At 49.6% G+C, this 12,056-nt stretch carries 13 protein-coding genes and 2 pseudogenes; all 15 read right to left on the minus strand.

Annotated features, from left to right (window positions below; all coding sequences use genetic code 11):
* A pseudogene (locus B5F54_RS15830) lies at window positions 1–332 on the minus strand (relaxase/mobilization nuclease domain-containing protein); the annotation flags it as partial.
* A complete protein-coding gene (locus B5F54_RS15835) occupies window positions 304–702 on the minus strand; it encodes a plasmid mobilization protein (protein WP_070087580.1) in 399 nt (132 codons plus the stop codon). The gene B5F54_RS15835 and the pseudogene B5F54_RS15830, both read right to left, overlap by 29 nt.
* Window positions 703–1,415: 713 nt before the next feature.
* Window positions 1,416–1,613: a helix-turn-helix domain-containing protein gene (locus B5F54_RS15840; protein ID WP_070087581.1), complete on the minus strand. Its 198-nt coding sequence runs from the start codon at window positions 1,611–1,613 to the stop codon at window positions 1,416–1,418.
* Window positions 1,606–2,028: a sigma-70 family RNA polymerase sigma factor gene (locus tag B5F54_RS15845; RefSeq protein ID WP_070087582.1), complete on the minus strand. Its 423-nt coding sequence runs from the start codon at window positions 2,026–2,028 to the stop codon at window positions 1,606–1,608. The genes B5F54_RS15840 and B5F54_RS15845 overlap by 8 nt, the downstream gene beginning before the upstream one ends.
* A 252-nt stretch (window positions 2,029–2,280) precedes the next feature.
* On the minus strand, window positions 2,281–3,099 hold the full coding sequence (locus tag B5F54_RS15855) for a TrmH family RNA methyltransferase (protein ID WP_070087583.1): 819 nt from the start codon (window positions 3,097–3,099) through the stop codon (window positions 2,281–2,283).
* Window positions 3,096–3,470, minus strand: coding sequence for a sigma-70 family RNA polymerase sigma factor (locus B5F54_RS15860; protein WP_204245260.1), 375 nt, complete (start codon window positions 3,468–3,470; stop codon window positions 3,096–3,098). The genes B5F54_RS15855 and B5F54_RS15860 overlap by 4 nt, the downstream gene beginning before the upstream one ends.
* A gap of 208 nt (window positions 3,471–3,678) precedes the next feature.
* Window positions 3,679–4,545 (minus strand): AraC family transcriptional regulator, encoded by an 867-nt coding sequence (locus B5F54_RS15870; RefSeq protein WP_070087584.1) that lies wholly within the window; start codon window positions 4,543–4,545, stop codon window positions 3,679–3,681.
* Between the two features lie 190 nt (window positions 4,546–4,735).
* Window positions 4,736–6,655 carry a TetM/TetW/TetO/TetS family tetracycline resistance ribosomal protection protein gene (gene tet / locus B5F54_RS15875; protein ID WP_070087585.1) on the minus strand — a complete coding sequence of 640 codons (1,920 nt, stop codon included), beginning with the start codon at window positions 6,653–6,655 and terminating at the stop codon, window positions 4,736–4,738.
* A gap of 387 nt (window positions 6,656–7,042) precedes the next feature.
* Window positions 7,043–7,171: pseudogene (locus B5F54_RS15880) on the minus strand (Maff2 family mobile element protein); the annotation flags it as partial.
* 215 nt (window positions 7,172–7,386) lie between these two features.
* Window positions 7,387–9,216: a VirD4-like conjugal transfer protein, CD1115 family gene (locus B5F54_RS15885; protein WP_072851157.1), complete on the minus strand. Its 1,830-nt coding sequence runs from the start codon at window positions 9,214–9,216 to the stop codon at window positions 7,387–7,389.
* Window positions 9,213–9,713, minus strand: coding sequence for a PcfB family protein (locus B5F54_RS15890; protein ID WP_072851155.1), 501 nt, complete (start codon window positions 9,711–9,713; stop codon window positions 9,213–9,215). Before B5F54_RS15890 ends, B5F54_RS15885 begins: the two co-directional genes overlap by 4 nt.
* An 87-nt stretch (window positions 9,714–9,800) precedes the next feature.
* Entirely contained in the window at window positions 9,801–10,568 is a 768-nt protein-coding gene (locus B5F54_RS15895) for a BRO family protein (RefSeq protein ID WP_072851153.1), read from the minus strand.
* A gap of 39 nt (window positions 10,569–10,607) precedes the next feature.
* The gene (locus tag B5F54_RS15900; RefSeq protein ID WP_087235162.1) at window positions 10,608–11,486 is read right to left on the minus strand and encodes a DUF6017 domain-containing protein; all 879 of its coding nucleotides are present in this window, start codon (window positions 11,484–11,486) and stop codon (window positions 10,608–10,610) included.
* Between the two features lie 64 nt (window positions 11,487–11,550).
* The gene (locus tag B5F54_RS15905; protein ID WP_087235163.1) at window positions 11,551–11,736 is read right to left on the minus strand and encodes a hypothetical protein; all 186 of its coding nucleotides are present in this window, start codon (window positions 11,734–11,736) and stop codon (window positions 11,551–11,553) included.
* Between the two features lie 30 nt (window positions 11,737–11,766).
* Window positions 11,767–12,045: a DUF5720 family protein gene (locus tag B5F54_RS15910; RefSeq protein WP_007045952.1), complete on the minus strand. Its 279-nt coding sequence runs from the start codon at window positions 12,043–12,045 to the stop codon at window positions 11,767–11,769.
* Window positions 12,046–12,056 lie beyond the last annotated feature (11 nt).

Genomic DNA, 12,056 nt, shown 5'->3' on the forward strand with positions numbered 1-12,056 from the left:
GCGCAAAACTTCTCGCCCAATGCCTGCGCCCGGTCTACGGTCAAGCCGTTGTCCGGCCCGTCCCGTGGGTCAAAGCTGATGATATAGTGGTGGCTTTTCACATCTTCCCGCCGCTGGTTCTTCCCATAGCGGAGATTTGCCCGCATACAGGCAACGGCAAAATCCTCCCCGCCGCAGTTCAGCGTTGACAGCCGGTAGTCCTCGCGGGGGATAAGCCTGCCGGTTTCATCAAGGACGGGCTTCATGGTAAACTCGTCATGCTCAAAGAGAAGATATTGTTCGGCGGCTCCGTAGTCGGCGTTTTTAGAGTTGATATGCTTGAGTGTTGCCAACTGCGTCACCTACTTTCTTGAGGACTTCATACTTGAGGGCGGCAAGGTCGGCTATGGCGGCGCGTACCTCGCCGGACAGCGCATTGTAGGGTGAGCCGTACTCGTTCAGATACCGGGCAATCTGATTGAGGTTGCCGCCGATCCTGCCGTACTCGGCGGCCAGCTTCCCGACAGCGGAGAGCAGTTCATCATTGACCGCCGATACATGGACAACGGGGCGTATGGTCGTGCGCCGTATCGCCTGCCGGAGAAATTCCGACTGGCTGATACCATAGGGCGCAAGCCGCGCTGTGAAGTCGGCGTATTCATCTTCGGACAGCCGGGTTTTCACAACGCGGCTGCGGTGGGGCGTGTTGTATTTCTTTCGCATAGGCTGAAAACCTCCTCTCACTATTCTTATTGCTGACTTTTTTCGGATTTTGGGCGGAGAAAATTTCCTCTCACTCCTCCCATTGCTTAACTTTTCGGGAAATTACAAAAACTTTTTTTTGCATTTCGGCAGAAAAATCCCTCTATACCTCCCATTGGGCAACTTTTTGGAAAATAACAAAAACTGTTTTCAGCTTTTTCGCCCGTAAGGGCGTATAGCAGGGTTTGGGGAAGGCACTCCCCAACAAGTTTCCCGCGAGGGGCAAAACCGCAGAATTGCGGATTTTGGCACCGTGGTAGAAACTTGCTCTTAGTAAGCCGCAGACTGCCCCTGTCCGGGCTTTTCCGTACATAGAGCGAACGGGGCGGGGCTTTCAGCCCGCTGTGCGCGGTCTTTTTTTTCTTTCGCCAAAGATACATTCAAAAGGCCGCCAGCTACCCGCTGTCCGGGGATTTTTCAAATTTTCTTTTGCCTTAGTAATCCGGGAAACAGGATTTTGGCAACCTACGGGGCAGAGAATTTTTCCTTTCACTCCCTACAACACTGCGTTTTGAAATTTGCCAAACGGAGCAGGCAGCTTTTTCTGGCTTCACCTACCTACTACGGGTGACTTTGCGATTTTGCCAAATGGACAACAAAAAAAGCAGCAAATCTTTTTCAGACTTACTGCTTTCACTGGCCGCTGGTGGGCGGCTGGTATTCAGTTTTGGGGCTTATCGGTCAAAGCGAAACTTGAATAGTGCGGAGATTAGCTGCTGCTTCACATATTCCTCAACCTCGGCGTTAACCTGACCGTGTACTTTGGAAAAGTAGCGGATATATCCGGCATAGTGGGAAAGGACGGTGTCGATTGCGTCCGGGTCGCCCTCATGGGCTTTGACGATTGTTTCATAGGGGAGAAGTTTACTCATGGTCTTTTCCCTCCATGAGCCGCCGTAGCCGCTGCAAGGCAAGCTGGATATGCCGCCCCGCTGTGCTGCGTGTCCGGCCAATATGTACGCCGATCACTCGCTGCGGCTGGCGCAGGAAATAGTAACGGAAAATCTCTTCCTGTGTCTGCTCCGGCAAGAGGGCAAGGGCGGCGGCAAGTTCCGCATGGTACAGAACGGCGGTCTGGCCGCAGGCGGTAAAAAGATATTCTTCAAGCTGCTCCGGTTCGGCAAGCTGGACAAACTTCTCATTCATCAGATAGTCAAGAGAAACTTCCCGTTCCCACCTCCGGCGCAGCTTTAAGATTATATCTATGGCTGCGTGACGAATGACAATCTTGCAAAAGGCATTGAATGTGTACTGGATATGCACTTTGTAGGCTTCATCTTCGGTCATGGAAATTCCCCCTCTCTGAATAATAGTGCGGGGCGGCAGCACTCCTTGCTGTCGCCCCTTGATTGCCTATCTGCAAAGGCGGGCGGGGCTGTCAACGGCGGCGCATATGCGCCGTTCATCTTGACTGTTGACTGGCTCGGCTGGCTTTGCCATTTGAGTGTAATTGCTTATTCTTTTTTTATTTGCAGACTTTTGAGGTAGAACGCCTGCTCCTCCCTTTTCTCTGGCTCACTCTCAAAAGGGTTATGCTGTCTAATTCATTCGTTGTCTTACTATTTCATACATCATTATAGATGCAGCACAACTGACATTGAAAGAACTGGCATAGGAATCTTCAGCCATAGGAATCGTACATAAAACATCACAATATTCCTTAAATGCCTTATTTAATCCCATGGTTTCATTTCCCATCATTAACATAACCGGGGTTTTCAAGTCCTCATGATAGATAGGCTTTTCGTGGTGGGCTGTTGTGCCTATGATCTTAAAGCCAGGGTATTTTATTCTAAGGCTTTCAACGAATTTATATAAATCCTCATTGTGAATGATTCGAATCACCGGAAGATTGAAAAAAGAACCCATCGCCGAAACAATTACATCAGGCTCATACAAATCAACCGCATGTCCAGTAATTATCAACATATCTACTCCCAACGCATCACATGAACGTATCATCGTACCTAAATTTCCTTTATTAGAGGGCCTGTCAAATAACACAATAAATGGATTGGAAGATAACGCAACATTTTCTAACCTGTCTTCCCTCATTTCAATAATAGCCAATAATTCAGAAGTTTCTTCTTTTCCACTTAATTCCTTTAGCAACTGTGCCGTAAGAGTATAATTGACTTCTGTTTTTACTGTTTCTATCATATGTTTTGCCCAGCCTGACAGATTATTCTTGTCATAAATAAAAGAAATAATCTTCCAGTTATTTTTAACCGCTTCATTTAAACTTCTTACGCCTTCAACAATAAATTGATTATATTTATATCTTTTATTTCGATTATGCTTCAATACTTCAAATCTCTGGTAATCATTATTTTTATTTAATATAGAAACAACTTTCATTTCAATACCTGCCTCATCATACTTTGGTTTTCGAATTTTTCACCCATTGTAAGCCCATTTTTGAAAAAATAAGGGAAAATGATTTCCCGGTTTTTCTGTGGCAGGGATAACAGGACGGCGGCAAGTTTTCCATTGGTGAGGATAACTGCCTGACCGCATATCGTTATAGGGTGTTCTTCATGGGGTGCTTCAAAATATTCGTCTGTTGTGCCTAAAGGGTAAAACTTTTCTTCTGTGAGGTATTCAAGGGATATTTCTTTTTGCCGCCGTCTGCTCCTGTCACGCCATGCGTTGATAGCCGCATAGTGTATGACGGTCTTGCAAAGCCATTGAACGTGTACATGATGTGTTCTTTGTATGCTTCTGTGCAAGGCATAGATGATTCCCCCTTTCTCCCACATAGGGCGTTGTATGGTTGACGGGTTTCATTTATAATATCAGAGGGCGGCAGCACCCCTTGCTGTCGCCCCTTGATTGCCTACCAGCAAAGGCGGGCGGGGCTGTCAACAGCGGCGCATATGCGCCGTTTATCTTGACTGCCCGCTGGCTCGGCTGGCTTTCCTATTTGAGTGTAATTGCTTATTCTTTTTTTGTTACTGGAATCCAAATTTCACTGTATGCGTAGTTGGGCTTTTTGTCGTCCATTTTTGTAAAAGAGAAAGAAAACGGCTCTGCCAGTTCATAATCTGCCGTCATAAACCATTCGGAGTAGATTCTTGCCATTGTATCCTGCAAAGTAAACGGGAAGATTCCTTCATTTGGAAAAACTGCCCACGTATGAGCTTTAACAGGAAATGTGTCCAGATTACTGCTAATGTCATTTTTAGTTGTTAAAACTCCAATTAAATGCGTTAATTCACCAGCTTCTTCAAGAAAGTTCGTATCTGATTCATAGGAAACATTTACAGTTTCATATGGCTCAATGTTTTGCAACCGGTGCATTTCTTCTTTCTGTTCCTGTGTTATGCTTTGTGCCAGTTCCAAAATAGCGTTGTTTACTCCCTCATATTGTAACGGCACTCGTTTACTTACACCTGCAAACGTAAAAGCAGGTTTTTCAACAATTTTATATTCCATTAAAGTTCCTCCCTTCATAGTTACAACAAATTGTAACTTTTGGCATGATTTACATTGTTTCAACTTTGCGACTTGTGACGGTAAGATACCGCTCCATTTTTTAAAGGCACGTGTAAATCCGTCTACGGATTGATACCCATATTGATAAGCGACATCTGTTACCTGCGCCCCCTGCAACAATTCTTTGTTAGCTTCTGAAAGTCGTCTGTTTTTTACATACTCATTCAGCGTCATATTGGTAAGCGCAAAAAATATTTTTCTAAAATGATAATCTGAAACATTTATATGCTCAGAAATCTTCTCAAGTAAAAACTCGTCCTCCAGGTGCGCTTCAATATAGTCCATCGCGTCATTCAATTTCTTTAACACATTGCCCCTCCTTCCGAATATGAATATCACAATTTAGAAAGATATGCTCGACATTAGCATACAAAATTAGTCGGGTTATAAATAAAGGCCGTTTGCTCAATATAAGTTTACACAAAACCGACTTGAAAACAAAACTAACATAGACTCTCCTTATATTCAAAGATTTTTATCCGTGATAACGCACAAAATATTACGTTATTTTCTGAAACATATGCCGAACCTTATCTAAACGGCTGTTAGGACGGCGTGGCTGCAATACAGGCTCCCCGGAAATTTCTTGGTACCCTTTTAATTCGGTAAGGCAGACGCTTCTCCCATTTGTATAAAAATTTAAATCATTCCTATATTCGCCGATGCAGCGGGCGGGGATTTCTCCCGTAAAAATAACTTCATCATTTTTAAGCAAGGTTGATTCAATCACTGCACAATACTTCGGTGCGTCATTATAAGCCCGTGAAATATATTCCTGCGGTGCAAAAAGGGTAAAGGAAAGGTATGGTTCCAATAATTGTGTTCCTGCTCTTTTCAATGCCTGTTCTAACACGATAGGAGCAAGGGAACGAAAATCTGCGGGGGTACTAACTGGACTGTAATAAACTCCATAGTCAAAACAAATTTCACAATCTGTCACTTCCCAACCGTATAAGCCTTGCTCCATTCCATAACGCACCCCTTCCATAACGGCATTTTGAAAACTTTGGTTTAAATAGCCGAGAGATACTTTGCTTTTAAACCGGGTTCCACTTCCGGCAGGAAGTGGCGTTACAGTTAAGCCAATGGATGCCCAAAACGGATTCGGCGGCACTTCAATATGAATCGTGTAACTGGCTGTTTTTAATGGCCTTTCCAGATAAATGACCGTAGGTTCTTTCACATTTATGTTCACATGGTATCGCTCTACTAACAGAGAGCATACAACCTCTAACTGGACTTTTCCTAAAAAAGAAATGATGATTTCATGCGTTATCGTATCCACATAGTAATGCAACAGCGGATCTGTATCTGCAATTTCCGTCAGGGCATTCAGCAGGAGGTCTCTTTGTTCCTGATTTTGCGGCTCCACCGTCGTCCGAAGCAAAGGAATCGGATTTTTTTCCCATGCCTTGCGCGGCAAAAGTTCTACATTTCCGAGAGTATCATTCAGCTTCAGAGTGTCATTGGTCAAAATAACAATTTCTCCGCAACAGGCTGTGTCCGCCGGTATAATCTCTCCGTTTGACGGAATCCTCATTTCTGTGATTTTTAGTTTTTGATTTTGGGGCAGGAGAATCGTATCCCGTAAATGAAGTGTCCCGCTGTATAACCGCAAATAAACGAGCCGCTTTTTCTGGTCTGTGTACTCGATTTTAAAAACGCTTCCGCATAGCTCGGATTGATCGTTGTCCGCACCAGAAGTAAATGTTTCTGCAATCACTTCAATCAGCTTTTCAGTTCCGATATTGTTCTTTGCACTCCCATGATAAATAGGAAACAGGGAACCGTTTTGCATTCTTCTGCATTTCTCCCTCTGTAAATCTTGTATTTTCAAAGGTTCCCCCGCAATATATTTTTCCAAAAGTTCATCATTTCCAGCAATAATAGAATCCCATTTTTCTATATCCTCAATGTCTGTCAGAGACACTTCCGGAGTGAGCGAAACATCTTGCATAACCATGACATCATCAGAAAGTTTTTCTCTGATATTTTGATAAACGCTCTGTAAGTCAATGCCCTCCTGGTCTATCTTATTTACAAAAATAATCGTTGGGATTTTCATTTTCTGGAGCGCATGGAACAGTACCCGTGTTTGTGCCTGCACGCCGTCCTTTGCGGAAACTACTAAAATTGCTCCGTCAAGAACAGCAAGTGAGCGATATACTTCCGCCAAAAAGTCCATATGGCCGGGGGTATCGACAATATTGATCTTATAATTCTTCCAGCCGAAAGAAGTGACGGCCGTTTGAATGGTAATCCCACGCTGGCGTTCCAACAGCATGGTGTCTGTCCGCGTTGTTCCCTTATCTACACTCCCTAATTCCGGAACGGCTCCGCTGGTATAGAGCAGGCTTTCTGTCAAAGTCGTTTTTCCTGCGTCTACATGAGCAAGAATGCCGATATTGATTATTTTCATGTGTTTGTCCTCCATTCAGCCCCCAAAGGGCATAAAAATCCCCAGCAGCAAAATACTTTTACCGCTGGGGATATAGCGAATAGACATACACATACATACAACGCACTGCAAGCAGCGGTCGCTCTTTTGATATGTCAAATATATAAGGCAAAAGTATTCTTAAAAAGGGTACAAAAAACTAAGCCCCTTGCAAGGGACGGTTACAATTCTTTGTTCCCACTATTTGATTATAGTTAATTAAGAATACCTTGCCGCATATTTTTAACTCCTTACTTGGAATAGAAATATTATAGCATATCGGCATTGAAAAAGAAAGTCCTGAAACAAAATTTACGGAATAGTAGGCTGCTGTCTATCAATCTCTTGTGTGTTTCTTTATGACACATGAGCATTGGCACCGGGGTTGTCGTTGCCGTAACCTTCCAGCAGGTTGATGACGCCCCACACGCCGAGACCGGCACCGAGGGCGATAACGAGGGTCTGGAGAACGGTGATTGCCTGATTAAAAAATTCCATAAATAAAGTTGGCCGGAATCAGTTTGAAAAGTTTGATTTAGTCATGGTTCATAGGCATACAAAAGCCGGACAATCGCCGCCCGATTTCCGGGCTGGCTGATTCCGGCCTTCCTCCTTTTTCATTATTTTGATAGAGATCGTCCGCTTTGTACGCCGATGGCCCCAGCGGGGCGGTTGTGGCGGATAGATAGGACCCCTCCTTTCACAGCGGAGCATCAATCGTTGGCTGCGGCGTCGATCTCATACACGTCGCAGACCTGGTTGGGTTTGAGCTTCAGCCGGGCCTTGAGATAGCCTTCAATATCAAAGGCGTTCTTCGGGTCGGCGTCGGCGGTGTACTTGTAGTTGGGGTGCTGGGTGATGTCGTACTTGTCCGAGAGGAACGGCCGCACACCGCGCAGCTGCAAAATGCACTTGCTGCCGTCCATGACGGCCAGCTCGTCTTGGCTCATCAGCGCCTTCCCCAATTTTTGATAGTTGAGCGAGTGGGAAGTCTCCCGCCCCCGGCTCTCTCCGGTGTTGTAGGTGTCGATGGTCTCTTTCCCAAGCACGGCTTCCAGCTCCTTCAACGTGGTCGGCTCTTTGCCGCCCAGGAAGATGGAGGTATCCATGTTGCCGATGATGGTATCAGCGTTGTCCTTGTAGATGGCCTTGAGCTGGCTCTGCGCCTGCAACACCAGACAGGCAGAGATTTCTCGACTGCGGATGGTGGCGACCAACTTCTCCAGCTTGGGGATCTGGCCAATGTTGGCGCACTCATCAATGAGGCAGCGCACATGAACCGGCAGCCGCCCGCCGTACACATCGTCGGCCTTTTCACAGAGCAGGTTGAACAGCTGGGTGTAGCACATGGAGATGAGGAAGTTAAAACTGTCATCGGTGTCGCTCATAATCAGGAACAATGCGGTTCGTCGGTCTCCCAGGGTGTCCAGCTCCAGCTCGTCATAGGCTGTGACCTCCCGCAGCTCGGCAATGTCGAACACCGCCAGCCGTGCGCCGCAGCTCACCAAAATCGACTTCGCAGTTTTGCCTGCGGCCAATTTATATTTGGCATATTGGCGCACCGCAAAGTGGTTGGGTTCCCGCTCTTTCAGCTCATCAAACATCAGGTCAACGGCATTTTTGAACTCCTCATCGTCCTCCCGGACCTCCATGCTGTTGATCATCTCAATGAGGGTGGAGAAATTCTGTTCCTCCACCGGGGCTTCGTAGTGGATGTAGCCGATCAGCGCGCAGTACAGCAGCGTCTCCGCCTTGACCCAGAAATCGTCCCCGGCCTTGCCCTCGCCCTTGGTATTGGCGATGAGCGTTGTCACCAGCTTCAAAATATCCTTTTCGCTGTGAATGTAGCTGAAAGGGTTATAGTGCATGGACTTCTTGAAGTTGATGGTGTTCAGCACCTTGATCTGGTACGGCTCATAGATGACTTTGCCGTTTTTGTCCTTCACCGGCTTGCCGTCCTTGCCCAGCTTGGGCGCGCCCCGCTGAAGCATTTTGCCGCACTCCACCAGGATGGTGCCCTTTGGGTCGGTGACCACATAGGAACTGTGCATCTGCATCAGATTGGGCTTGAGCCAGAAGCGGGTCTTGCCGGAGCCGGAACCGCCGATGACCAGCACGTTTTTGTTGCGGGCATACTTGGGGTTCTTGGGGCGGCTGGACATGGTGAGCCGTTCGGTCTGGGTCAGAATGACATTATTCTGGAACACCGGGTCGATGTAGGGGGCAATATCGTCATGGGTGCCCCAACGGGCCGAACCATACTCCACATTGTGGCGGTACTTCTTGGCGTTCTTACCGTGCAGATACACCGCCAGACGCAGGCCAGCGCCGCAGCACAGGCCAACAGCCAGGTCCAGCGGGTGCAGGCTGGGCCACCAGCTTCCCAGGGCCACCGGCAGGGTGGAAAAGAACGAGAGCATTTTGGCCGAGGCATCCGCCCCAACAGCCAGCCGCCAGGCTTCGCCCAAGTTGGTGGCAAACAGGCCCAGCAGAAAATAGGGCAGGTTCAGCAGCACCAGTTTTTTTACATTCAGCTGCTTCATCGTTCCAGCTCCTTCCGCTTTGTCCTGTCCACCACCGCATTTTTAATAAGCTCCTTGAAGTGGCTGAGCTTCTCCAGCACCGACGGGCGCTCGCTGCGGTCGGGCTTCTTGACCTTCCTCTGGGTGTACTCCGAGAATGCCGCCGTCAGGGCGTCGGCATCGCGGGCCTTGAAGAAGATCAGGTACTTGGGCGGCGAGGTGCTGCGGTCCTTTTTCACCGCATAGTCCACGCCGTACTTGCGGGCGATCCGCTCAAAATCCCGAATAGACGGGTCGTTGATCTCGATGTTGGAGACGCCCTGGTTCTGCCCGATGAGCTGCTTCACCGTCTGCTTGCCCTTCGGGGTAACGGGAGAATCCCGGCTGCGCTGCTTTTCCAGCTTTTTCTCCCTGCGGTGGGCCATGTACTTGGATATGGCGGCCTTGAACAGCCGCCCGGTGAACTTGGTGCCGCTGACAACCAGCGTCAAGGTTCTGTTTTCCACTTCCTCCTGCATTTTTCTCGCCTCCCTTCGTCGGTTATGCAGAAAGCGGTCTTGGGTACTAAGGCGGGACCACCAGCCGTCGTAACAGGTGGCGGCCCGTCATACCGTCACCAAAATCAACTGGCGCAGTTCCGCAAAGTGCAGCTTGCCCTTGGGCGTCACCAGCGTGTAGGAGCCAGTGTGGCCGTTGCGGCAAAAATCCTTCACACAGAACAGCCCCTCGTTACTGCCTTTGGCGTAGGGCAGCACGTAGCCGGAGGGGGTGCGGTAGACATACCGGCGTTCCAGCAGAAAGCGGATAAAGCGCCGCTCCGGCACGTCCAGTTCCTTGGCGGTGGTGCGCAGGTTGGTGCTGTGCCGCAGGTCGATGAACAGGTCGTAGTAGACGGCTTTGCCTTGCAGCCGGGCGTTGTCCGCTTGCAGCGCCGCGTTCTTCTCGCGCTCCGCCAGCAGGTCGGAGCAGAGCTTCAACAGGGCTTCCGGCGAGGTGGCGACCTCCCACAGCTTCTCCCTGGTGAGGTAGGCCCCGTGCTGGCGGATGCTGGGCAGGACTTCATCGAACACCCAGCGTTCAAATCGCTCCGCCGAGGGCAGCTTGCTGTGGACGATGAGCCGGTAAACGTCGCCTTCGGGGATAAAGAGCATCTCCACCATCTGTACGGCGGGTGAGCCATCTGCCTTCTTGCCGGTCTGGACCCCTATGGAACATTTCGTTCCACAGCGGGTGTGGTCGCGGACGGCCTTACGGGGATTGGCATATCCCAAAGCAGTTGCTACATCCGTTCCGCAGAACAGCACCTTGCCGTCCTGCTCAAAAGTGCGGATGCTTCCAAACTCCGGGTTTTTGAAAATTTCCATCTGGTTCATATCGTGCCTCCTTGGGCGGTGCAGCAGAAAAGGCGGCCATTACCAGCCGCCTGCGTGCATATCGTGGTTGACCTGGGCCGTGTAGTGATTGTTCATGGTGGTGGGCGCGTTGAACAGCACGGTCAGCAGGTACTGCTTCATGTTGCGGACCTCGGTGGTGTTGTTGTGCAGGCACTCCATGACGAACTCGATGTGGGAGCTGTCCAGCTTCAAGAACCGGGACCGCACCACCTCATGGGGGAAGTCCGCCCCGGCGATCCGGGTGGTCTTACGCCTGGCGCAGACCGTTTCCACGATCAGCTCCACGATCTCGTCCAAATCCTCGCGGTAGGTGGTAAACTCCCTGCACAGGTGGTCGTACTCGATGTTCTCCAACACCAAATCCCGATAACTCTGCATTTCTTCCACCGACATCGCATCCCGTCCTTTCCGTTCCGGCGGCCTGGCCGCCGCAAATCCCCGGAAGGGAATGGAATCGGTACTTGATCCCTGGGTATTTGATTTTTGGGTCTTTGATTTCTCTATATTTAATTCTGCGGGCTTTTCCGTATCCGGGCTATCCAGATACGGGTTTTCCGTATCTGGTGAAGCCGTATCCGGCTGGGGCGTATCCGGCGCTTTGGGCTGGGGCTGCTCATAGATGACATACTCGGTGTCGCTGATGCGGCCCTGGCGGTCCCGCATCTGGTGGCGGACGATGTACCCGGCGCTTTCCAGCTCCCGCAGCGCCCCGCCGATGGCGTCCACGCCCTCCTTGCAGATTTTGGCGAGGCCGCGGGTGGTGTAGTTCCAGTCCTCCGGCAAAGACAGCATCATAGACAAAAGCCCCTTGGATTTCAGCGACAGCCCCTTGTCGCGCAGGTGGTGGTTGCTCATAACGGTATAATCACGGGTTCGTTCAATGCGAAAAACGGCCATTTCATCACTCCTCTCGGCATTCATGGCATGAAAAAAGCCGCAATCTTCAAAGAGACTGCGGCGGTCAGGTGCGGTAGTTCCGGCTGTGCCAGGAATACGGCGGCTTCGGCACAGGGGGCCGGGTAAAAACATCCTGCGCGGTGCCGAAGGGCAGGCGCTGCATCACCTGGTCGATCTCGGTGCTTTCCATGTCATGCTGGGATTGGCAATGTTCGCGGATGGCCTCTTGAATCTCTCTAACGGTACACATAATTCATTCCTTTCTTGGTAGATGGCAGGTTTACGGGTGACGGCGTTTCTTTCTCGGTTTGAAATCGAGGATATGGCCCTCTACAACGTGGGCATACCGCTTGATTTTGATTTGCTGGCTGCGCTGGGCGTCCAGGGCCTGCCGGTAGCCGTCCTCGGTGAGAAACAGGCGAACCTCATCGCCGGGGCTGCCGTAGGGGGTACGGGGCTTGCGGACCGCAAATTCAATCATCCATCGGGTGCTGTCCTGAAATCGCTCCACAGCCAAAATGTTATGCCCTTTCAGCTCACGGGCTGAAATATCCCTCATAGGCTCTCCTT

The organism is Anaeromassilibacillus sp. An250 (assembly GCF_002159845.1).
GTDB lineage: Bacteria > Bacillota > Clostridia > Oscillospirales > Acutalibacteraceae > Anaeromassilibacillus > Anaeromassilibacillus stercoravium.

Coding starts and splice junctions, on each gene's coding strand:
- B5F54_RS15890 (WP_072851155.1), bottom strand. CDS start 9,713: ATGCAGGAGGAAGTGGAAAACAGAACCTTGACGCTGGTTGTCAGCGGC.
- B5F54_RS15845 (WP_070087582.1), bottom strand. CDS start 2,028: ATGACCGAAGATGAAGCCTACAAAGTGCATATCCAGTACACATTCAAT.
- B5F54_RS15905 (WP_087235163.1), bottom strand. CDS start 11,736: ATGTGTACCGTTAGAGAGATTCAAGAGGCCATCCGCGAACATTGCCAA.
- B5F54_RS15885 (WP_072851157.1), bottom strand. CDS start 9,216: ATGAAGCAGCTGAATGTAAAAAAACTGGTGCTGCTGAACCTGCCCTAT.
- B5F54_RS15855 (WP_070087583.1), bottom strand. CDS start 3,099: ATGAAAGTTGTTTCTATATTAAATAAAAATAATGATTACCAGAGATTT.
- B5F54_RS15900 (WP_087235162.1), bottom strand. CDS start 11,486: ATGGCCGTTTTTCGCATTGAACGAACCCGTGATTATACCGTTATGAGC.
- B5F54_RS15840 (WP_070087581.1), bottom strand. CDS start 1,613: ATGAGTAAACTTCTCCCCTATGAAACAATCGTCAAAGCCCATGAGGGC.
- B5F54_RS15910 (WP_007045952.1), bottom strand. CDS start 12,045: ATGAGGGATATTTCAGCCCGTGAGCTGAAAGGGCATAACATTTTGGCT.
- tet (WP_070087585.1), bottom strand. CDS start 6,655: ATGAAAATAATCAATATCGGCATTCTTGCTCATGTAGACGCAGGAAAA.
- B5F54_RS15895 (WP_072851153.1), bottom strand. CDS start 10,568: ATGAACCAGATGGAAATTTTCAAAAACCCGGAGTTTGGAAGCATCCGC.
- B5F54_RS15835 (WP_070087580.1), bottom strand. CDS start 702: ATGCGAAAGAAATACAACACGCCCCACCGCAGCCGCGTTGTGAAAACC.